Here is a 22,051-nt window from a genome sequence, read left to right on the forward strand (position 1 = left end):
TATGCATTTGGGTGGTTAATTCCTGCGCTCAAACGCTAACGCCTTACGCTCGATAAGACGCATCATCAGCGTCAGCAGACCGTTGACCACCAGATAGACCAGACCCGCCGCACCGAACACCATTACGTCGTAGGTGCGTCCGTACAGCAGCTGTCCGTGGCCCATCACTTCCATCAGGGTGATGGTGTAGGCCAGTGAGGTGCTTTTGAACACCAGAACGACTTCGTTGGAATAGGAAGAGAGCGCGCGCTTAAAGGCATAGGGCAGCAGGATCGCCAGCGTATCCTTCTTGCTCATGCCCAGCGCTCCGCAGGACTGCCACTGGCCTTCCGGGATCGCGCGAATGGCACCGTAGAACAGCTGCGTGGTGTAGGCGGCGCTGTTCAGCGAGAGGGCAATCAGGGCGCAGAGCCACGGTTCAGAGAGCAGGTGCCAGATCACCGGGTATTCCTGTAACGACGGGAACTGCCCCGGGCCGTAGTAAATCAGGAAGATTTGCACCAGCAGCGGCGTACCGGTAAAGAGCGTAATGTAGCCACGTACAATCCACACCAGCACTGGCGTTTTCAGCGTCAGGACGATGGTGAAGATCAGCGCCAGGATCAGCGCCACGATGATAGACGCGACGGTCAGCGTCAGGCTGGTGTGCAGCCCTTTCATCAGTTCGGGTAAATAATCCAGCATCAGCCTGGTCTCCGTTCAAAACGCGTTGCGCGCAGGTCAATACGCTTCAGAACGTACTGGCTCAGCAACGTGATCACCAGGTAGATTGCCGCCGCGACGATGTACCAGGTAAACGGCTCCTGCGTACGGGTGGCGATACTTTTGGTTTGCAGCATCAAATCGTTCACGCTGATCAGGCTTACCAGCGCGGTATCTTTCAGCAGTACCAGCCACTGATTACCCAGCCCTGGCAGGGCATGACGCCACATCTGCGGCATCACCAGGCGGAAGAAGATCGCCGCTTTCGACAGGCCCAGCGCCTGACCGGATTCCCACTGACCCTGTGGCACCGCTTTCAGCGCGCCGCGCAGCGTTTGTGACGCATAGGCTGAATATAGCAGGGAGAGCGCAATCACGCCGCACAGGAACGGGCTGACGTCGAAGTTCTCGATCTGCATCTGCACCGGGATTTGCGCAAAGCCGAGATTAATCGTGAAGCCGTCCGACAGCGTTAACAGCAGCTGTGAGGAGCCGAAATAGATAAACAGGACCACCAGAATTTCCGGGAGTCCACGCAGCACAGTCACCAGCGCTGAACCGAGCCATGCGACAGGGCGCCACTTAACGGACTCCCACACCGCAAAGAACATCGCCAGTACGAGGCCGATAATCAGTGCACAAACGGCAAGGCCGACGGTCATCCCGGCGGCGCTTGCTAAAGGAAAAATTTCATTCATCAGGAATTACTTCTGGAACCATTTTTTGTAGATGGTTTCGTAGGTGCCGTCTTTCTTCACTTTTTCCAGCGCAGCGTTGAATTTCTGCTGCAACTCGGTGTTGCCCTGACGTACGGCAATACCCAGACCTGTACCGAAGTAGTCTTTATCGGTCACCTTGTCACCCACGGCAGCCAGCTTGTCGTTCGCTTTCAGCCATTCAGTCACGACAGCCGTATCCCCGAACACCGCATCGATACGACCGTTTTGCAGGTCCAGTTTCGCATTCTGGTAGCTGTCATACGGCACGGTGGTGATTTCCGGGTGCTTATCCATGATGAATTTCTGGTGCGTGGTGCCGTTCTGCACGCCGACTTTCTTGCCTTTCAGCAGGTCAACGGAGGCGTATTTACCTTTCTGACCGATGAACAGCGCCGAGTTGTCGTAGTAAGGGGTGGTGAACAGAACCTGCTTCTCACGCTCCGGTGTGATGTCCATACCGGCCATTACGGCGTCGATACGGCGGAACTTCAGGCTTGGGATCAGGCTGTCGAACGCCTGGTTGCTGAAGGTACAGGTCGCGTCGATCTCTTTACACAGGGCATTTGCCAGGTCCACGTCGAAGCCAACAATCTTGTTGTTCGCATCAATGGATTCAAACGGAGGGTAGGACGCTTCAGTGGCGAAACGGATGGTCTGGGCTGCGGTAGCGGAAAGGCTGACGCTAGCAAGCAGCGCGGCAATCAATACTTTTTTCATTATAATTTCCCTAACACATCAGTGTGATAAGTAGTTTTTGAAGGCATCGGTTTGCGGGTTAGTGAAGCAGCTCGCGTCACCCTGCTCAACGATATACCCGTTTTCCATATAGACCACGCGGCTGGCGGTTTTGCGCGCCACTTCCACCTCGTGGGTCACGATGACCTGGGTAATGTTGGTTTCCGCCAGCTCACGAATGATACTCACGATCTGGGCAGTAATTTCCGGGTCCAGCGCCGCGGTCGGCTCATCGAACAGCAGCACCGCTGGCTCCATCATCAGCGCACGGGCGATCGCCACACGCTGTTGCTGACCACCAGAGAGATGCAGAGGATAACGGTCGCTGTACGGTTTCAGACGCAGACGTTCCAGCAGCTTTTCAGCGCGCGCCATCGCCTGGTCTTTGCTTAAGCCAAGCACGCGGCACGGGGCTTCAATCAGGTTTTGCACCACCGTCAGATGCGGCCAGAGATTGTATTGCTGGAAAACCATGCCCACGTTTTGACGCAGTTCACGAATCGCTTTATCAGAAGGGGTTTTCGCGAAGTCAAAATGGTTACCGGCGATGGCCAGCGTTCCCGAACGAGGCATTTCAAGCAGATTTAAAACACGCAGAAGGGAGCTTTTTCCCGCGCCGCTTGGGCCAAGCAAAACCAGCGTTTCGCCCTCCGGGCAACTCAGCGTAATGTTGAACAGCGCCTGGTGTGCGCCGTAGAAGCAGTTAATGCCGTTTAGTTTAATACTCATCGGGGCAGTCTTTACTCATCCAGGCAAACTATAGCAATTGAGGCCGCAGATAGTACCGTTGACAGAATAGTTATGCAATATTTATGCGTTAAAAGTTAAATATAACCCGTGTTTACTCTTAAACATAGCACAAAATAGCGACGGGAAAGGGGGGCGAGTATAAATGTCGGCATTCCGCCTGAAATGCCGGACATTTTACGGGGTTAACGTTTATTTAACGGATGCGTTAGCGGTTCTCAATCGACTGGCGAAGGGTGCCTGCCGGGGCATGAACGCTGCCGCCAATGTAGCGTACATCATCTACTGCCCAGCACTGGCCTTCACGGATCATCAGCACCTCATCCTGCCAGGTTTGCGTCCCCTGGGTTAGCTTCACGCGCAGGGGAATATTGCGTGCGTCGGTATTTGGAATGGTGGATGCGCTGGCGACGTCGGCGCTGTCCGGCAGCGTGGCGCGGCTTGAGAACGGATCGGATGACAGCAGGGCGTTATGCTGCGGATCGCGCGAAGCGTCGGTGAGCAGTTTCGCCAGATTATCGCTCAGGTACGGGCGCAGGGCGGTCAGGTCATTACCGCGATGCTGAATACGGTAATCATAAAATTGTTGCGCCACGGCGTCCGGGCCACCCTCAATACAAGGGCCGCTGCGGGTTCCGATATCCTTAAAGGCTGGCGTGACCGGCGTTGTGCAGGCGCTGAGCACCAGCGCGCATGGCACTAAAAGCGTTAAAGCAGAGTAGCGCATGTTGATTTCCTTATTTATTAACTATCCTTTCAATCATAGCGTAACGAACCGATAATGCAGTTGCTAACGCATTGAACGCTAAAGAAGGAGAGAAAGTATGCAGTTTTCAACAACGCCAACCCTGGAAGGTCAACCGATTACCGAGTACTGCGGCGTGGTCACCGGTGAGGCGATTCTGGGCGCGAACATATTCCGGGACTTCTTTGCCGGCATTCGGGATATCGTCGGGGGTCGCTCCGGCGCGTACGAGAAAGAGCTGCGTAAAGCGCGTGACATTGCGTTTAAGGAGCTGGGCGAGCAGGCCAAAGCGCTGGGCGCGGATGCGGTGGTAGGTATTGATATCGACTACGAAACGGTCGGGAAAGATGCCAGCATGCTGATGGTGAGCGTAAGCGGTACGGCGGTGAAAACCCGTCGATGAAGCGTTCGCTCTCAACCCTCCTGCTGGCGATATTGCTGGCAGGATGCGCCTCGGAAGAGGGCATCGTTGATAAAGGCGCGTACGAGCTGGATACGCGCCATCAGGCGCAGGCGGCCTACCCGCGTATAAAGGTGCTGGTTATTCACTACACCGCCGACGATTTCGACACCTCGCTTGCGACCCTGACCGATAAAAACGTCAGCTCTCACTATCTCATTCCCGCAAAGCCCCCAGCTCCACAGGGCAAACCGCGTATCTGGCAGCTGGTCCCGGAGAGCGAGCTGGCCTGGCATGCGGGCATCAGCTTCTGGCGTGGCACCAACCGCATAAATGATACCTCCGTCGGCATTGAGCTGGAAAACCGCGGCTGGCGGCAAACCGATGGCGTGAAAACCTTTACCCCCTTCGAACCGGGGCAAATTGCGGCGCTGATCCCGCTTGCCAGAGATATCATCGCCCGCTACGACATAAAACCGCAGAACGTGGTGGCACACTCGGATATCGCCCCGCAGCGCAAAGACGATCCTGGCCCGATGTTTCCGTGGCGCGAGCTGGCGCAGCAGGGTATCGGGGCCTGGCCCGATCCGGCGCGGGTGAATTTTTATATCAACGGCCGACCGCATTATCAGCAGGTTGATACCGCAGCGCTGCTCGATCTGCTGGCGCGCTACGGTTACGAGGTGCCAGAAAACAGCACGCCCGCACAGCAAAAACGCATCATCATGGTTTTCCAGATGCATTTCCGCCCGCAGTTATGGAATGGCGTAGCGGATGTGGAAACCATGGCGATTGCCGAAGCACTTTTAGAGAAATACGGGCAGGGGTAAACCTTCGGATTACCCCCGAGTGAGTATATTTTCTTAAGTTTCTATCAGATTAATCCTAAGTACAAACTCATTTCATTTTTAGTTAATTGACTTAAAATTATCCCGATTTAAGATGGACACATAGCGCGCTAAGTAATGTAGCGAATTAATCAAAAACTTTACTCTTTTATTTTTATTCTTGAGATTTTCATCAGGTAAAAATTTATGGTTCGGCGTAAATGCCGCGGCCATCTTATTTTAAAAAATCACATCTTAAATCGGGTATAACAATGTTAAGCATCTATGGAAAAAAATTACGTCCACAATATGAAATGGAAAGAATTATTTCTGCAACCGCAGGCGTTGAAGAAAAAACGTTAAAGAAATGGCAGAAAATTTCCACTACTGATTCCGGTTACATTCATGTCATCGTCAGCGGCGAAGTCGAATTTCGACGTGAATCTGACGAACTGTGCATGTTTACTGTCACCGGACAATGCCTTTTCGGCCTATCGTCAATGTATTACAACGCCACCCATATGTACGGCCTTGTCCGGACGAATACGGTCGTTCGCTCGATCAAGAAAGAGGTCTTCGCCCAGCTGATGACCGAAAAAAATCTGTGGCCTGACCTGACCAAAGTCCTTTCCTGGTACATATGCGTGATGAGCAAACGTGATGATGTTCTGGTTGCCCGCAGTGCGTATTCTGTTGTTCGTGAATTTTTATATGAGATTAACGATCTGACTGTTCATCAGCAACGTGATATTAACGTTTATGATTACATTCAGGAATACACTAACCTCGCACGTAGTACTATTATCAAAATCCTCTCCGATCTGAAAAAAGGTCAATATATTGTGGTGGAAAAAGGTCGATTGCTTAACCTCACCGCACTGCCTGAAAAATATTAATACCTACTCCCGCCGTTCTCCTTTCTCACTCAAAGGAGAACGGTTATTTCCACTGTTTTTTACACTCGCTTGTGAATTATCCTGCGTTTCGTCAACCGGCGGCGCGGGAATTTTTCCTTGAGAATAATCCTGCTCCTGCTCTTTTAATGCCTGCTTAAATAATTCCGTTAATGATGACTCTTCACTGCTCGTGCTGGCGGGGGCGATATCGTGCTCATGCGCCTCGGTTCCGGGTAAGGTATCCCGCGAGGTATCGTGCGGCACCGCGCCCTCGGGCGCCTGCTGCCAGTCGGCATCATCACTGCTGATCGGCAGATCCTGCATCGGTGGAACATCAACATGCACTGGCGCAACTTTAGGCTGCGGATGCGGGAACGGTTTACTCACGTACACGTAATGCATTTCCGAAAGCTGCGTTTCCGGTTTGGCAACGCTGGCGTTGACCGGTTCAGGTGCCGGGTGGCGCAGGTTCCAGTAGACGTGCATATACAGGCCGACAACCAGCATGGCGCAAAGCCCGACCAGCCATAACGCTGTTTTGCCGAATACGTTTTTCAGGCTGGGGAGGCGGTACGAAAACCAGACCGCTTCCCCGGTTGTATAGCTGCGCTGGGCCGCAAGGCAGATGGTCGACATTAGGCTTTCTTCTCCTGCATTTTTGCGTCCGGGGTGGTGCGGGTTGCCTGAATCAGTACGCCCGGCGTGCTGTTGGTCACGCGCATCAGCTGCATCAGCGTTTCTTCACCGGGGATGCCATCCACGTGCAGATGCATTTTTTGCTGGAACTCGCGGGTGCGTTTCATCATTTCTGCGGTCCAGATCCGGGCATGCGTTTCGGGCTGGCTCAACGCGATGCTTAACTGCTGATCGAGCCAGGCCATGTCTTTGCTGTCGCTGGCCGTGCCGATCGCGTCTTTTCCTTCCGGTGTCAGGCGGTGCAACTGGGTGAAGTTGCCGGTCGCATGCCGGTTAAACCAGCTGCGGCTTACCTGCCAGGTCCGGTTATTCATTAACAAGTCAATTGATGTATCTCCGACCCTGGCGACCACTGCATAGTTAAGGTGACCGCTGGTTTTCAGCTCACTGACCCACGGATACCCTTCCTGCGCCAGCGTCTGCGGGGACGCGTTCCCCTGTTTACACATCAGGTTCACTTTAGCGGCGTTCTGGCACAGCGCATCGTCGGCCGAGGCGTCATACCCCCACATGAGATAAAGCTGATGCATCGCATCCGGCTGATTAACTATTTCGTTGTCGATAACCGGCACTACGGCTGCCTCAGGTTTTGGCGTCTGCTGTTTCCAGCTGACGGGCACCGGCAGCTGGATCGGCAGGCGCGCGCCGATCGACGAGGTAAAATACCAGCCGCAGGCGGCAAACAGCACGGACGCAAACAGCCCCACGGTTGCCAGGCGCTTACCGTGTTTTTTGGCGGGCAGGATCTCTCCCGCCGCCAGACGTAAATGGCGTGGGCTGACCTGCGCCGCGCGTTCCGTCCAGGCGGCGAGCATTGACAGGTGTGCCAGAGCGTTCAGTTTGCTGATGTTGCCTTTGGTCAGCGTGTGCATTTTGCGCACGCGGGCAGGCGGCAACGGCGAATGTTCACAGTCGTGTTCTTCGCACTGCGCCTGCACATAGCTCAGGTATTCGCAGCAGGTGAGGGGGCGCAGGACATGATGTGTGTGCGTATATTCGCGCAGTTCAGGTTGCTTTAGCAGGCGTTCCTGCTCCGCAGCACCCGTCAGCACCACGGCGAGCCGGAAGTTCAGCTCCTGGGCGCGCGTGAGCAGCGTTCCCAGGACTTCACGGCAGCTCTCCTTCATGGCTTCGGAATGGGCGATCGTCAGCACTCTGGATTTTGCTTTCCCCTCCTGCCACTGGCGCAGGACGGCATCCACCGCCTGCATGCGATCTTTAATCGCTTTCGTTCCCGGGTAGAGTTTGTACAGCAGGCTACTGGCACTCAGTTTGGGAAACGCGTTGATGGCAATAACGGTATTGCTGCTGGCTTTCAGCGCGTCGATGAAGTGGCTCAGAAGCGGAGCGTCGTCGCAAAAAAGCCCGATAATACCCGCCAGCTGGGTTTTCTCTTTCAGCAGGTTGAACACGTCCTGATGATAAGGCACCAGAAAATCACCGGATAAACGGGTGATTGTCCTGAATGGCGGATTTTTAAAATTAAAGTGGCTCTGATACATAACGACTGACCGTCTCTGATTAGGAATAGCAACAGCAGCAGAAAGTAAGGTAATGCCCCTGAGCGGTCAATTTGCAGACAGGGTAAAAATATCCAGCTGGCCGCGCCTAACATCTGGATTTTATACGGTCAATATTTTTCTGTATGAAAGTTGGTGGCGAAGTCAGTGGTCGTATTTGCAACAGCTTATTACTATTTTCCTCCATATTGGCGCAGTATGACGCTGCTTATTTTTGCTTTGCTATAGGCCGGATAAAAAATGAGGTTCTCATTTCTGTCACGGTGGATAACGCCTTGTATTATGTTTGCGCTGCTCATTTTTAGCGGCCAGCAAGGGTATCTCACCTTAAAAGATTATAAAAAAGTTACGAATAAGTTGGCTAAAGCTGATCTACAGCCGCTGAAAAAAACGCGCGAAGATAAACCCTTCACGCTTTTTACGGCTGCCGTCCGTCAGGAGAACTTAGCGGATGCGGCAAAAGCCCCGCTGGCAGCGGAGATAGAGGGCATTGTGCGCAGTGATGACGCCTGGCTCTCCTTTGCTGTTATCAAAACCCCAGGCGGTCAGCGAAGCTACCGTGAGGGTGAACCTCTCGCCGGATTTAACGACGCATTTATTCAGGAAATAAACAAAGATAATGTGGTGGTTAATTATGAAGGTGCTACGCAGGTACTGGCGTTAAATAAACCGGACTATTTTAAGGGGGGCGTGGATAGCGGCCCGGTTACAAAATCGACGAAAGATGCTGGCGCAGAAAGTTTGCATCTTGATGATTATCTGGTGTTAAAACCCATCATTGAAAAAGGCCGACTGGAAGGCTACAGGATAAATCCAAGGAATGCCTCCGCCTTTTACAGTCAGTCAGGTCTGGAAAAAGGCGATGTGGCGGTTCAGGTTAACTCTGTCGATATGACCGATGAAGCAAAAGCGAAAAGCATTATTGCCAACTGGTCGAAAATGAAAGAAGCGGATGTCGTCGTGCGGCGTCACGCTCACCTTGTAAATATTCGGGTTAATGTTCTAAACAATTAACAAGTGTGCAGACATGAAAAAATTTCCCTGGGCGTGCGTGGCGCTGACCGCATTGTCGTTATATTCCAGTTCGCTGCTTGCAGCTAACTTTAGCGCGAGTTTTAAAAATACTGATATTCGCGAGTTTATCGATACGGTAGGCCGCAATCTCAACAAAACCATTCTGGTCGACCCGTCCGTCCAGGGCACCGTCTCGGTCCGAACCTACAACGTGCTGACGGAAGATGAGTACTACCAATTCTTTCTGAGCGTGCTGGATCTCTACGGCCTGTCGGTGATCCCGTTGGACAACGGCATGGTCAAAGTGGTGCGCTCAAGCGTGGCGCGTACCGCCGGTGCGCCGCTGGCAGACAGCAAGAACCCGGGCAAAGGTGATGAGATCATCACCCGCGTGGTGCGCATGGAAAACGTACCCGTTCGCGAGCTGGCCCCGCTGCTGCGTCAGCTCAACGATGCCACTGGCATCGGGAACGTGGTGCACTTTGAGCCGTCCAACGTCCTGCTGTTAACCGGTAAAGCCTCGGTGGTGAACCGCCTGGTGGATCTGGTGCAGCGCGTCGATAAAGACGGTATTCAGCGCCGCGAAATCATCCCGCTGCGCTTTGCCTCTGCCAAAGAACTTTCGGATATGTTGAACAACCTCAACAACGAAGAGCAGAAAGGGCAGAACGCGCCGCAGCTGGCGACCAAGGTGGTGGCGGATGACGAAACCAACAGCCTGGTGATCAGCGGTTCGGAAGATGCGCGCGCGCGTACCCGTTCCCTTATCCATCAGCTGGATCGCGAGCAGAATAACGAGGGGAACACCCGCGTCTTCTACCTCAAATATGCCAGCGCCACCAAAGTGGTGCCGGTGCTGACCGGGATTGGCGAGCAGCTGAAAGACAAGCCGGGCGCGGCCAAAGCGAAAACCGCGAGCGCCTCAACCGATCTGAATATCACCGCCGACGAGTCAACCAACTCCCTGGTGATCACCGCGCAGCCTAATGTGATGAACTCCCTGGAGAAGGTGATCGACAAGCTGGATATTCGCCGTCCGCAGGTGCTGGTGGAAGCGATCATTGCCGAAGTGCAGGACGGTAACGGCCTGGATCTTGGGGTGCAGTGGACCAGCAAGCACGGCGGCGTGCAGTTTGGCGCTACCGGCCTGCCAATCAGCCAGATTAAAAATGGCACAATGAAAGGGGCGAGCTTCACGGGCCTTGCGACCGGCTTCTTTAACGGTGATTTCGGTGCGCTGATGACCGCGCTCTCCACCAACGGCAAAAACGACATCCTCTCCACGCCAAGCGTGGTCACGCTGGATAACAAAGAAGCGTCATTCAACGTCGGTCAGGATGTGCCGGTGCTTTCCGGTTCGCAAACCACCAGCGGCGACAACGTGTTTAACTCCGTTGAGCGTAAAACCGTCGGTACCAAGCTGAAGATTGTGCCGCAAATCAACGATGGCGACATGATCCACCTGAAGATTGAGCAGGAAGTGTCCAGCGTTGACAACAGCGCGACGGAAGATTCCAGCCTCGGCCCAACCTTCAACACGCGCACGATCAATAACGAAGTGATGGTTCACAGTGGCCAGACGGTGGTGCTCGGCGGCCTGATGGAAAATGTGACCAAACAGTCCGTCTCCAAAGTGCCGCTGCTCGGCGATATCCCGCTGGTCGGGCAGCTGTTCCGCTACACCTCGCAGGATACCTCTAAACGCAACCTGATGGTGTTTATTCATACCACCGTCCTGCGTGACGACGACAACTACAGCGCAGCCTCGAAAGAGAAATATGACCAGATCCGGGTGCGCCAGATGCAGCGCGTGGAAGAGAAAAAGCTCGGTATTGTTGAGCCGAGCGACAATGCCGTCCTGCCCGCGTTTCCTTCAGCAAGCCCTCACGTCGCACCGGTGAAAACCTCCGCGGCACGCAATCCGTTTAAAGAGTAAGGCGGAGGGATAACGTGGACGAACTGAGTAAATCCCTGTGTAGCAGCAACTACGCAAAAGATAACGGCGTTCTGCTTTACAACAATGACGTCTATATCCGTGAGGACACCCCGGCGTTAGCACTGCTGGAGGTGCGCCGGGTGCTTGGACGCGCGTTCGTCCCGATCACCCTGGCGCCGGAAGCGTTTGATGAGATGCTGGCCAAAATCTGGCAGCAGAGCAGCGGCGTGTCGCAGCAGCTGGTGGACGACATGGACGCGGATATCGATCTGATGGCGTTAACCGAGGAGATCCCGGATAACGAAGATCTGCTCGATAACGACGAAAACTCGCCGGTGATCCGCCTGATCAACGCCATTCTCGGCGAGGCGGTGAAGGACGGCGCGTCGGATATTCATATCGAAACCTTCGAGCGCACCCTGAGCATTCGCTTTCGCGTTGACGGCGTGCTGCGCCCGGTGCTGCAACCGGCGCGTAAGCTCGCCCCGCTGCTGGTATCGCGAATCAAGGTGATGTCGAAACTCGACATCGCCGAGAAACGTCTCCCCCAGGATGGCCGTATCTCCCTGCGCATCGGTCGCAAGGCGATCGACGTGCGTGTGTCGACCATTCCGTCCCAGTACGGCGAGCGCGTGGTGATGCGTCTGCTCGATAAAAGCAATCTCAAGCCCGACATCAACAAGCTGGGGCTGATTGATGAAGAACTGGAGAAGCTGAAAGGGCTGATCGAACGCCCGCACGGGATCATCCTCGTTACCGGCCCGACGGGTTCCGGTAAAAGCACCACGCTGTACGCCATACTCTCGGCGCTGAACGGCCACGAACGCAACATTCTGACCGTGGAAGATCCGATTGAGTACGAGCTGGAAGGGGTGGGGCAGACGCAGGTTAACCCGCGCGTGGACATGACCTTTGCCCGTGGGCTGCGCGCGATTCTGCGTCAGGACCCGGACGTGGTGATGATCGGGGAAATTCGCGACGGTGAGACCGCCCAGATCGCGGTGCAGGCGTCGCTGACCGGTCACCTGGTGATGTCGACGCTACACACCAACAGTGCCGCAGGGGCGATAACCCGTCTGCGGGATATGGGGCTGGAGTCGTTTTTAATCGGTTCATCGCTGCTCGGTGTCATTGCCCAGCGTCTGGTGCGTCGGCTGTGTACGCACTGCCGGACCACCAGTCCGCTGGACGCCAATGAAAAAGCGCTGTTCAGCTTTATGGACGCGCCGCCAGAAGCGATTTACCGCGCGGTGGGGTGCGAACACTGCCGTCAGAGCGGCTATCAGGGCCGCGCCGGTATTCATGAATTTCTGGTGGTGGACAGCGCCATGCGCCGCGCCATCCATGAAGATAAGGACGAAATGTCCCTCGAAACGCAGCTCTTTAAGCAGGCCTACAGCCTGCGTGAAAACGGGCTGCTGAAGGTGATCGGCGGCGTGACGTCTCTGGAAGAAGTCATGCGCGTCACCGCCGAGCGTGGGGGGGATGCATAATGGCTTTCTACGCCTGGACAGCGACGGATGCCGCGGGGAAAACCCAGCGCGGGACGTTACAGGCCGAGGGGCAGAAGCAGGTTCGCCAGTGGCTTCGCGAGCAAAAGCTGATGCCCGTCAGCATTACCGAAACCCGCGAAACGGCGGCTGGCGGGAAAGCGAAAACCGGGGTGAAGCTCTCCACTCCGGTGCTGTCGATGTTTACCCGTCAGCTTTCGACGCTGGTCAACGCCGCGCTGCCGCTGGAGAGCGCGCTGAAAGCGATCTCGAAGCAGACGGAAGACAAAAAGCTGGCGGCGATGGTGGTGGAGATCCGCGAGAAGGTGGTGGAAGGCCACACCCTGTTCGATGCCTTCAGCCAGTTCCCGCGCACCTTCGACAAGCTTTACTGCACGCTGGTGATGGCCGGGGAGAAAACCGGTCACCTGGGCGACGTGCTGGAGAAGCTGGCGGAGTACAACGAGCAGCGCCAGAAAATGAAAAGTAAGCTGACGCAGGCGATGGTCTACCCGATAACCCTCACCGTGGTCGCCATCGCGGTCATCAGCATCCTGCTGGTGGCGGTGGTGCCGCAGGTGATCGAGCAGTTCACTCACATGAAGCAGCAGCTGCCGATCACCACCCGGACGCTGATTGCGGTAAGTGATTTCCTGCAAGCCTGGGGCATTTATATTGTGGGCATTCTGGGGGGCGGCTTTATCGGCTTCAAAACCTGGCTGAGGAATGCCAAAAACCGTTTTCGCTGGCACAGCTGGCTGGTGAACGGCTCGCCGATTAAAAAGCTGGTCTGCGCCATCAACAGCGCCCGCTATATCCGTACCCTGAGTATTTTGCAGGCCAGTAGCGTGCCGCTGCTGGAGGGGATGTATATCGCGATGGACGGTATCGAAAACCGCTATGCCCGGCAGGTGCTGGAGCAGGCCGCCGACACCGTGCGCCAGGGGGCGTCGCTGTATGCGGCGCTGGAACAGGCGAAATTATTCCCGCCCACCATGCTGTATATGATTGCCTCCGGTGAAGAGAGCGGGGAATTAGGTAATTTAATGGATCGCGCGGCGGAAAATCAGGAATCGGCCTTACAACATCGAATTACATTAACGCTGTCGGTCTTTGAACCGGCGCTGGTGGTATCCATGGCGACGATTGTTTTATTCATCGTGCTTTCAATATTACAACCGCTTCTGCAACTTAATAATATGGTAGGTTAAATCATGGCTTTAAAACGTAAAAACCTGGCTCGCCAGGCGGGCTTCACATTGCTCGAATTAATGGTGGTCATTGTTATTCTCGGCGTACTGGCGAGTATGGTAGTGCCAAATTTAATGGGCAATAAGGAAAAAGCCGATACGCAAAAAGCAACCAGCGATATTGTCGCGCTCGAAGGCTCGCTGGATATGTACAAGCTGGATAACCACCGCTACCCGACCACAGAGCAGGGTTTGCAGGCGCTGGTGACCAAACCTGAAATCGCGCCAATCCCGAACGGCTACCGCACGGACGGCTATATCCGTCGCCTGCCGCAGGACCCCTGGGGCAATGATTATCTGCTGGTGAGCCCGGGTGAACACGGCGCGGTGGACGTCTTCTCAGCCGGTCCGGACGGCGAAGCCAATACCGCCGATGACATTACCAACTGGTCTCTGGATAAGAAAGAGAAATAATGAAAAATCAACGCGGCTTTACGTTGCTGGAAATTATTCTGGCGCTGGTGATATTTGCCAGTTGCGCCATGATGGTGGTGTCCACCATTCCTTCGCGCAGCGGCGCGGATATATTTGGCCAGCAATTAAAAGCGCTCGTTGATTATGGTTCAGACCGTGCGGTGATGGACGGAAATATTGTCGGGCTGGTGATCGCCACCGATAAATATCAGCTGGTGACGATCGCCGATGAAAATGGCGAGCGTCACTGGGTGCCATTATCTGCCGGACGCATTTCCACCAAAGGTGATTTTCCGGAAGAGATGCATGTGTCGCTCTCGCCGCAGCGCCTGGCCGCGACGGTGACGTCCGAGCCGCAGGTAATCTTTTTACCGGACGGTGAAATCAGCCGCTTTACGCTGACGCTGCAAAGTTATGACAAACAGCACCATTTCCGCGTGGTGTCGCAAGGTGCGGCGCCGGTATCGGTAGAAAACGATGGCTAACGGCAACAAAAAGCAAAAGGGGATGACGCTGCTGGAGGTGATGGTCGCTCTGGTGATTTTCTCCACCGCCGCGCTGGCGCTGATGAACTCGGTCTCCCTGAACGTGCGTTTTACCCATGGCCTGGCCGATACCTTGCAGGCCAGTTGGGTGGCGGAAAATCAGCTGGCGGAAGCACAGCTCACGAAAACCGACTTCCCGGATGCTGAACAGCAGGGGACGGAAATCATGGGCGGGCGCAGGTGGAACTGGCGTAAGCAGCGGGTGAAAACGGCCGACAACGTCTGGGCGAATACAATACGCGTGTATGCGGAAGGCGATGAGAGCCAGCCGGTTATTTCCCTGCATATCATTCCGCCGGGAGAGAGCAAGTGAAGAAAATGCGACGCCAGCGCGGATTTACCCTGCTGGAGATCATGATTGCGCTGACTATCTTCGCGGTGATCAGCACCCTGGCCTGGCAAATTCTGGACGGCGCGATGCGTACCAGCTCGGCGACGGATGCCAGCGCCGCAAAGCTCAACCAGCTTCAGCGCGCCTGGAGTCTGATGGAGCGTGATTTTTTCCAGCTTCAGGCGCGCGCCCCGCGTAATGAGCCGGAGCTGTTTCGTCAGGCGGGCGATGCCCTTGAACTGACCACCCTGAATGGCGTGAGCGGAACGGTCCAACTGGAGCGCGAGCGCTGGCGGCTGGAAGAGGGGCGTTTGTATCGCGACGTCTGGCCGGTCATTGACGGCCCGGCGGAAGTTAAGCCTGACGAAGTGCCGATTGTCAGCGGCGTTAAATCATTGCAGTGGCGGTTTTATCGTCAGGGCTGGCTGAAAAGCTGGAGCGACGCCGCCCATCTGCCGGACGGCGTGGAGGTTACGTTGACGATGGAAAACGGGGATACCTGGCGCTGGGTATTCACCACGCCGGGTGATATGCCGGAGGTGGCCGCTGCCGCGGCGCCAGAGAAAGCCGCCGACGCGCCTGGGACGCCCCCGGATGCAGCCCCTGCGCCTGCCCCTTCGCCGGAGACCAGACCATGAAGCGGATCCGTCAACAACAGGGCGTCGCCCTGCTGGTGGTGCTGATTTTGCTGGTGATGATGTCGGCGCTGGCCGCCAAAATCAGCCAGCAGTTCTGCCGTAATTTGCAGAAAACGCATTATCAGGTAAGCCAGCAGCAGCTGCGCTGGGCGATGCAGGCCCAGGAAAAAGTGGTGAAGGACCGGTTACAGACCGACGCCAGCGGCGAGAGCAAGCCGCTGGCGCTGGACGGCGACTGGCATCAGCCGCTGGAGACGCAGGGTGAAGATTACACGGTCGTGAGCCAGGTGGAAGATGCGCAGGACTGCTTTAACGTCAATAACCTGTTGACCGCCGACATCGCACCCCAGGGGCAAAGCGCTCCCGCGGTGGCGGAAACACCGCGTAAAGCGCGGATTGTAGAACAACTTCTGACGGAAAGTGGGCTCAGTCCGGGCACGGCGGAGGCGGTCTATTTCCAGCTGGTGGATTATCTCGATGGTGACAGCACCACGGCGAAGGAGGGGGCCGAAAGCGATGCGTGGGCTGGCGTCGTGCCCGCGCGGCAACCGGCAAATCAGATGATGCGCAGCATCGCGGAAATCAAACTGCTGCCGGCGTTCCCTGTTACGGCATATCCAAAGGTGAGCAAGCTGTTATGCGCGCTGCCGGACGCCGCCAGCAAGGTGGACGTGAACACCCTGCAACCGGAACAGGCCGCCGTGCTGGCGGCCATGTTCCCGGGAAAACTCACGCAGGATGACGCCGTTCGCCTGCTGGATTCGCGTCCGGAATCGGGCTGGGAAAATATGGAAGCGTTCAGCAAAGCGCTGGAGCAGGCCTTCCCGCAGTTAAAAGACGATCTCCAGCAGGTGGTGGATCAATTTTCTATAAACAGCCGGTACTTCCGCGTGAATTACACCGGCAATACCGATGAATTAACGCTTCGCGTGGTCAGCCAGCTTCAGGTGAATAACGAAGCCGGTGAGATCGTGACGTGGCAGCGTCGTTACCGAATGATTGAATAAGAAAAGTAGAACGTTATGAAACAGGTACTTTTTGTTCGTCCCGACAGCCGCGAGGGCGGGAAAATAATGTGGTGTGAGTCCGGCAGCGAGCGCGTCGAGGTGGTCGACAGCCTGGAGATGCTGTCCGAACACCCCCTGGCTACGCGCGTTTGTCTCCTGTTACCCGCCAGCGACATGATTTTCCGCCATTTTAGGCTACCGAAAAAGGTGGCTTCTCAGGGAATGGCCTTCTCGTGGATGGCAGAAGAGACGCTGATTGGCGACGTGGACAACCTCCACTGGACGGTACTCCACAAAAAAGGCGCCGACGTCGACGCCGTGGCCATTGACGCCGACCGCCTGCGCGCAACATTAACCCGCTGCCAGGAGGCCGGATTAAACGTGATTCAGGCCCTGCCTGATGCCTGGCTCCTGCCCGTGACGGCAGGGGGCAGCACGCTGGTCGCGCAGGATGATGGCTACTGGCTGCGTTTATCGCCCCATGTGGCGGGTGAAATGGAGGCAACCCTGCTGCCGCTGTTAATGCAGAAAGCCGGGGTCGGGGAAGTGTGGTGTTACGGCGATGCGCCTGCGAAGGTGCACATTGACGTGCAGCATGCCTGGCAGCATCCGCTGGCGCTGATCCAGCCGCAGTGGCAAACCTGTCGCGTTAACCTGCTTCACGGTGAATTCAGCCTTAAGGCCGGTCATGGGCGGGCAGCGAAAAGGATGAAAGCCGCGATGGTGGCGGCGGGCGTGCTGTCTGTTGGTCTGCTGCTGGGGCCACGCATTGCGATGGCCTGGATGCTGGTGCAGCAGGAAAATCGGGTGCAGCAGGAGATCGTCCAGGTTTATCAGCACCATTTCCCCAGCATGCGCCAGCAGACCAATATCAAATATCACTTTGGCCAAAGCCTGAAAAAACAGAGCAAGGGGTTCTTTCTTCAGCTTGAGGAGCTGGAGAAAGCCCGGCAGTCAGTCCCTGCGATGGAGATCGATCTGCTGGAATACGATGCGCAGCAAAACACCCTGACGCTGAGCGTCAGCGCGCAAAACCAGCCCGCGTTGCAGGCGTTTGTTAACCAGACCAGTGAGAATTTTGATTTTACCTTACAGCCTGTTTCAACAACCGAACCGTATACCGCCATGATCGCAGGGAAACATAAATGAAAGAGCGAATCGCACAGCTGAAAGCGCGCTATCAGAATTACAGCGCCCGGGAAAAAATCATTTTAAAAATATGTGCCGTTGCCATTGTGGGGGCAGCGGTGTATTACACAGGAGTGATCCCCTTGGATAATATGATTAAAAATAGTAAATCGACACTTAAAAGACAAAAAGAGACGCTTAACTGGATGCGCAGTGAAATTGATAAAAATCATCTTCAGATCCAGTTAGTCAAAACGGATAATCCGCGTACGGTGGTCGAGAATAGCGCCCATGAAATTAACCTTTCGCTGACGGATGTGCGCCAGGAGGGGCAAACTTTATCGTTCGTGGTGAATCGGGTTAATGTGTATGAATTAAAAAGCTGGCTGCGTGAAATTAATCAGACCACCGGTGTGAGATTGCAAAAAATAAACCTCACGCCGGTTGACCACCTCAGCGATGTGAAAGCGCAGGTGCAGCTCACCTGGGCAAAAAACGCATGAATACCTTCGCGCTGATGCGGGATGCCTTTCCGGTAGAGTTCCCGATAATGAGTGCGATCCTGGGCGGCATTGTGGGCAGTTTTCTTGGCGTTGTCGCCGAACGCGTACCGGGGATGGTGATGGATGAGGAGGGGAGCGGTAATCTGCTCATTCCGGCCTCGCACTGTCCGGTGTGCCAGCACGCGCTCGCCGCGTGGGAAAACATCCCGCTGCTCAGCTGGCTTTTATTACGGGGGCGCTGCCACCAGTGCGGCAGCGCGATCCCGCTGCGACTCTTTCTGGTCGAACTGATCTCCGCCTTGTTTTTTGGCATCACGGTCTGGTGCATGCCAGACGTTCAGGCGCTGTTCTCTTTGTGGTTACTGGCGGCTTTTTTACTGCCGCTGGCCATGATCGACTGGCAGCACCAGCTGCTTCCGGACTGCCTGACCCAGCCGCTGCTGTGGGCAGGTCTCTTGCTTCATGTGTTTGACCACACGTTGCTGCTACGCGATGCGCTGTTCGGCGCGGTGGCGGGCTATCTGTCGCTCTGGCTGCTCTACTGGGCTTTTCGTCTGATCACGGGACGAGAAGGTCTGGGTTACGGGGATTTTAAGCTACTGGCGGCGCTGGGCGCCTGGTGCGGCTGGCAGGCGTTGCCCTCTATTGAACTGGCGGCAGCGTTAAGCGGTATTGTCGGTTATTTCGCCGTAAATAATTTAAATAAAAATAACCTCACTATTTCTTTTGGTCCTTATCTCGCCTTTGCTGGAATAGGGGTTTTTATTAGTCAGCAAATTGCTTTCACATTTTAAATATACAGGTCAAGATTTTTTATAAATCTTTTTGATGGAGGAAGGATAGGACGATCCTTTACGCTCAGTGTATCGTAAGAGATATAAGCTACACGGGATTAGGCTTGTATCTTTTAATGGAGGAATACAACGCAGCAACAATTTTTTGTTCACGGCACTCACGTTGGTTAAATACGCATTACGCGAAACGCATCCATGATCTCACGGAAGACATGGATTACTACGTTATAAATAAATTTATCAGGAAATAAAAATGAAATTTATGAAGCCAAAATATCTGGCGCTCTTTATTGCGGCGGCAACCAGCTCCGCATTTGCAGCAGCGCCAGGTGCACCGACGATCGGCTATGGCAATGACAAATTTGCCCTGGTGGAAGTGGATCAGGCTGCACAGGATTATAACAATCTTGTCAAAGTGCATAACGATGGCGTGGATGTAAAAGTTGAGTGGAACGTCTGGAGTGGTGATGCGCCAACTTCTGCGAAAGTTCTGCTGGACGGACAGACCGTGTGGACCGGCGCAGCCGGTGCGACGGGCTCTGCAACGTTTAAAGTGAAAAAAGGCGGGCGTTATCAGGAACAGGTTGAAGTCTGTAATGCCAGCGGCTGTGCGAAAAGCGCCAGTAAGCTGATTATTGTGGCTGACACCGACGGTAGCCACCTGCTGCCGCTGAATACGTCTCTCCAGGAGAACAACAAAGCGTTCGCGAAGCATACCGATAAAGTGGTTGCGGCCTACTTCCCGGAATGGGGCGTTTACGACCGTAACTTCCCGGTTGATAAGATCCCTGCGGCAAACCTCAACCACATTCTGTACGGCTTCATTCCAATCTGTGGCGGTGACGGCATCAACGACGGCCTGAAAACCATTGAAGGTGGTAACAGCTTCCGCGTGCTTCAGAACGACTGTAAGGGCCGTCCTGACTTTACCGTGGCGATCCACGATCCATGGGCTGCGCTGCAAAAACCACAGGCTGGCGTCTCCAACTGGGATGATCCGTACAAAGGTAACTTTGGCCAGCTGATGGCGCTGAAAAAAGCGCATCCAGGCCTGAAAGTGCTGCCATCTATCGGCGGCTGGACGCTTTCCGATCCGTTCTTCCACATGGGCGACCCGGCTATCCGAGCACGCTTTGTCTCTTCTGTGAAAGATTTCCTCCAGACGTGGAAATTCTTTGACGGCGTGGATATCGACTGGGAATTCCCGGGCGGTGGCGGTGTAACCGAAAACCTGGGTAACCCGCAGCAGGATAAAGCGACCTATACCGCACTGATGCACGACCTGCGCACCATGCTGAACGAGCTGTCTGCACAGACGGGCCGTACCTATGAACTGACCAGCGCCATCGGTGCAGGTCGCGATAAGATCGAAGACGTGGATTACACTACGGCTCAGCAGTATCTCGACCACATCTTCCTGATGAGCTACGACTTCTACGGCGGCTGGAGCAACACCGTTCTCGGCCACCAGGCTGCGCTGCGTGCGCCAGCATGGCGTCCGGACACTGATTACACCACTGAAAACGGCGTTAACGCGCTCCTTGCGCAGGGTGTACAGCCAGGCAAGATCGTGGTGGGTGCGGGCATGTATGGCCGCGGCTGGACCGGCGTGCATGGCTACACCGGTGACAATCCATTCACCGGTACGGCAACCGGCATGGTGAAAGGCACCTGGGAACCGGGCGTGGTTGACTATCGTCAGATCGTGAACGAATACAAAGGCAAACCGGGCTGGGAATACGGCTACGACACGACCGCTGAAGCCCCTTACGTCTTCAACAAATCCACCGGCGACCTGATCTCGTATGAAGATGCGCGTTCAACCACTGCGAAAGGCAAGTATGTTCTGGCCAATAAACTGGGCGGTCTGTTCGCGTGGTCTATCGACTCTGATACCGGCGACATTCTGAATGCGATGAACGAAAGCCTGCTGGGCGGCGACTCGACTCCGGTTGATCCGGTGGTCACCAACCACGCGCCAATCGCGTCCTCTGCCGATCAGAACGTGTCTGGCCCGGCAACCGTCACGCTCGATGGCTCTGCTTCCAGCGATCCTGATGGCGATGCGATTACCTACAAATGGACTCAGGTCTCTGGTCCGTCTGTCACCATCAACAACAGCACCAAAGCGAAAGCGACCTTCAATGTTGCGGCAGCGACCACCGACCAGACCATGACGTTCCGCCTGACGGTGACCGATGCAAAAGGCCTGAGCAACGCGATTGATGTCCAGGTGGTGAACAAGGCGCCGAAAGCTAACCAGGCACCGGTTTTAAACCCAATGGAAGCGATCACGCTTGAATCTGGTGAAACCTATGCGCTGCATGCCCAGGCTGCGGACCCAGACGGTGATGCGCTGACCTACGCCTGGAGCGTACCAGCAGATATGCACGCCACCGGAACTGACTCCGCGAACGTGAATATCACGGCGCCGGAAGTGAGCTCGACGTCTACCTACACCCTGAGCGTGGTAGTGAGCGACGGTAAGACCAGCGTGCAGTCTAACGTCCAGGTTACCGTGAATCCGAAAGCGGCGCCTGCACCGGTACCTGCTGACGAAGACACTAACCCGGCGGATGACGTTACCCCTCCGGCTGATGATGTGACTCCTCCGTCTGACAAAGGAAGCTGCGATGCACCTGTGGATGCTAACGCCAGCAAATACGCGGCGTGGGAATCCAGCAAAATCTACAACGGTGGCGATACCGTAAGCTTCGACCATCTGGTGTGGAAAGCGAAGTACTGGACTCAGGGCAATCAGCCTGGCTTCGGTGTGGATGCATGGGAGCTGGTGAGCAACGTGAAGATGAACTGGCGTTCTGACCTGGTCTACAACGGCGGCGACACCACCACCTATGAAGGTAACGTTTACCGTGCGAAATGGTGGACCCGTGGTGATAACCCAGCCAACAGCGACGTATGGGTAAAAGAAGGCGCATCAACAGATTGCAAATAATCTAACCCATTAATCACTCCCCCTTTAGAGGGGGAGTGATTCAAAATTCATTTTACAG

Annotated in this window: 23 protein-coding genes; 16 read left to right on the forward strand and 7 right to left on the reverse strand. The window is 55.2% G+C overall.

Features of this window, described 5'->3' with window-relative positions:
* Window positions 1–15 precede the first annotated feature (15 nt).
* The 5 genes from artM to L384_RS08375 form a co-directional block, all read right to left on the reverse strand.
* On the reverse strand, window positions 16–684 hold the full coding sequence (artM, locus tag L384_RS08395; protein ID WP_003858369.1) for an arginine ABC transporter permease ArtM: 669 nt from the start codon (window positions 682–684) through the stop codon (window positions 16–18).
* Window positions 684–1,400 (reverse strand): arginine ABC transporter permease ArtQ, encoded by a 717-nt coding sequence (artQ, locus tag L384_RS08390; protein WP_003858367.1) that lies wholly within the window; start codon window positions 1,398–1,400, stop codon window positions 684–686. Before artQ ends, artM begins: the two co-directional genes overlap by 1 nt.
* A gap of 6 nt (window positions 1,401–1,406) precedes the next feature.
* Window positions 1,407–2,138 (reverse strand): arginine ABC transporter substrate-binding protein ArtI, encoded by a 732-nt coding sequence (gene artI / locus L384_RS08385; RefSeq protein WP_006174322.1) that lies wholly within the window; start codon window positions 2,136–2,138, stop codon window positions 1,407–1,409.
* Between the two features lie 18 nt (window positions 2,139–2,156).
* Complete coding sequence (gene artP, locus L384_RS08380) at window positions 2,157–2,885, reverse strand: arginine ABC transporter ATP-binding protein ArtP (RefSeq protein ID WP_023324383.1); 729 nt, start codon at window positions 2,883–2,885, stop codon at window positions 2,157–2,159.
* Window positions 2,886–3,111: 226 nt separating this feature from the next.
* On the reverse strand, window positions 3,112–3,630 hold the full coding sequence (locus L384_RS08375) for a lipoprotein (RefSeq protein WP_023315717.1): 519 nt from the start codon (window positions 3,628–3,630) through the stop codon (window positions 3,112–3,114).
* 97 nt (window positions 3,631–3,727) lie between these two features.
* On the opposite strand from L384_RS08375, the gene L384_RS08370 reads away from it, so the two are divergent.
* The 3 genes from L384_RS08370 (at window position 3,728) to L384_RS08360 (ending at window position 5,771) form a co-directional block, all read left to right on the forward strand.
* Window positions 3,728–4,051, forward strand: coding sequence for a heavy metal-binding domain-containing protein (locus tag L384_RS08370; RefSeq protein WP_003858361.1), 324 nt, complete (start codon window positions 3,728–3,730; stop codon window positions 4,049–4,051).
* Window positions 4,048–4,878, forward strand: a complete 831-nt coding sequence (locus L384_RS08365; protein WP_022650694.1) for an N-acetylmuramoyl-L-alanine amidase — start codon at window positions 4,048–4,050, stop codon at window positions 4,876–4,878. The genes L384_RS08370 and L384_RS08365 overlap by 4 nt, the downstream gene beginning before the upstream one ends.
* A gap of 269 nt (window positions 4,879–5,147) precedes the next feature.
* The gene (locus L384_RS08360) at window positions 5,148–5,771 is read left to right on the forward strand and encodes a helix-turn-helix domain-containing protein (RefSeq protein WP_022650695.1); all 624 of its coding nucleotides are present in this window, start codon (window positions 5,148–5,150) and stop codon (window positions 5,769–5,771) included.
* 3 nt (window positions 5,772–5,774) lie between these two features.
* Here L384_RS08360 and L384_RS08355 read toward each other — a convergent pair whose 3' ends face one another.
* A complete protein-coding gene (locus tag L384_RS08355) occupies window positions 5,775–6,407 on the reverse strand; it encodes a hypothetical protein (protein ID WP_023324384.1) in 633 nt (210 codons plus the stop codon).
* Window positions 6,407–7,969, reverse strand: coding sequence for an ExeA family protein (locus L384_RS08350; protein ID WP_023324385.1), 1,563 nt, complete (start codon window positions 7,967–7,969; stop codon window positions 6,407–6,409). The genes L384_RS08355 and L384_RS08350 overlap by 1 nt, the downstream gene beginning before the upstream one ends.
* A gap of 300 nt (window positions 7,970–8,269) precedes the next feature.
* On the opposite strand from L384_RS08350, the gene gspC reads away from it, so the two are divergent.
* The 13 genes from gspC to L384_RS08285 all read left to right on the forward strand — a co-directional run bounded on the left by gspC (window position 8,270) and on the right by L384_RS08285 (window position 21,993).
* Entirely contained in the window at window positions 8,270–9,001 is a 732-nt protein-coding gene (gene gspC, locus L384_RS08345; RefSeq protein WP_032628179.1) for a type II secretion system protein GspC, read from the forward strand.
* Between the two features lie 13 nt (window positions 9,002–9,014).
* On the forward strand, window positions 9,015–10,937 hold the full coding sequence (gspD, locus tag L384_RS08340; protein ID WP_022650699.1) for a type II secretion system secretin GspD: 1,923 nt from the start codon (window positions 9,015–9,017) through the stop codon (window positions 10,935–10,937).
* Window positions 10,938–10,951: 14 nt separating this feature from the next.
* Window positions 10,952–12,430, forward strand: a complete 1,479-nt coding sequence (gene gspE, locus L384_RS08335) for a type II secretion system ATPase GspE (protein WP_022650700.1) — start codon at window positions 10,952–10,954, stop codon at window positions 12,428–12,430.
* The gene (gene gspF, locus L384_RS08330; protein ID WP_017384864.1) at window positions 12,430–13,638 is read left to right on the forward strand and encodes a type II secretion system inner membrane protein GspF; all 1,209 of its coding nucleotides are present in this window, start codon (window positions 12,430–12,432) and stop codon (window positions 13,636–13,638) included. The genes gspE and gspF overlap by 1 nt, the downstream gene beginning before the upstream one ends.
* Before the next feature lie 3 nt (window positions 13,639–13,641).
* Window positions 13,642–14,091 (forward strand): type II secretion system major pseudopilin GspG, encoded by a 450-nt coding sequence (gspG, locus tag L384_RS08325; protein WP_003858352.1) that lies wholly within the window; start codon window positions 13,642–13,644, stop codon window positions 14,089–14,091.
* The gene (gene gspH / locus L384_RS08320) at window positions 14,091–14,576 is read left to right on the forward strand and encodes a type II secretion system minor pseudopilin GspH (RefSeq protein WP_023315725.1); all 486 of its coding nucleotides are present in this window, start codon (window positions 14,091–14,093) and stop codon (window positions 14,574–14,576) included. Before gspG ends, gspH begins: the two co-directional genes overlap by 1 nt.
* Window positions 14,569–14,949, forward strand: coding sequence for a type II secretion system minor pseudopilin GspI (gspI, locus tag L384_RS08315; protein ID WP_023315726.1), 381 nt, complete (start codon window positions 14,569–14,571; stop codon window positions 14,947–14,949). Before gspH ends, gspI begins: the two co-directional genes overlap by 8 nt.
* A complete protein-coding gene (gene gspJ, locus L384_RS08310) occupies window positions 14,946–15,605 on the forward strand; it encodes a type II secretion system minor pseudopilin GspJ (RefSeq protein WP_023315727.1) in 660 nt (219 codons plus the stop codon). The genes gspI and gspJ overlap by 4 nt, the downstream gene beginning before the upstream one ends.
* Window positions 15,602–16,612, forward strand: coding sequence for a type II secretion system minor pseudopilin GspK (gene gspK, locus L384_RS08305; RefSeq protein WP_023324387.1), 1,011 nt, complete (start codon window positions 15,602–15,604; stop codon window positions 16,610–16,612). Before gspJ ends, gspK begins: the two co-directional genes overlap by 4 nt.
* Before the next feature lie 15 nt (window positions 16,613–16,627).
* Window positions 16,628–17,761, forward strand: coding sequence for a type II secretion system protein GspL (gene gspL / locus L384_RS08300; protein ID WP_023324388.1), 1,134 nt, complete (start codon window positions 16,628–16,630; stop codon window positions 17,759–17,761).
* Window positions 17,758–18,243, forward strand: a complete 486-nt coding sequence (gene gspM, locus L384_RS08295) for a type II secretion system protein GspM (protein ID WP_022650705.1) — start codon at window positions 17,758–17,760, stop codon at window positions 18,241–18,243. Before gspL ends, gspM begins: the two co-directional genes overlap by 4 nt.
* Window positions 18,240–19,037 carry a prepilin peptidase gene (locus tag L384_RS08290; protein ID WP_023324389.1) on the forward strand — a complete coding sequence of 266 codons (798 nt, stop codon included), beginning with the start codon at window positions 18,240–18,242 and terminating at the stop codon, window positions 19,035–19,037. The genes gspM and L384_RS08290 overlap by 4 nt, the downstream gene beginning before the upstream one ends.
* A 253-nt stretch (window positions 19,038–19,290) precedes the next feature.
* Window positions 19,291–21,993: a glycosyl hydrolase family 18 protein gene (locus L384_RS08285; RefSeq protein ID WP_023324390.1), complete on the forward strand. Its 2,703-nt coding sequence runs from the start codon at window positions 19,291–19,293 to the stop codon at window positions 21,991–21,993.
* Window positions 21,994–22,051: the final 58 nt, after the last annotated feature.

It is taken from the genome of Enterobacter sp. MGH 38, assembly GCF_000492855.1.
Lineage (GTDB): Bacteria > Pseudomonadota > Gammaproteobacteria > Enterobacterales > Enterobacteriaceae > Enterobacter > Enterobacter hormaechei_C.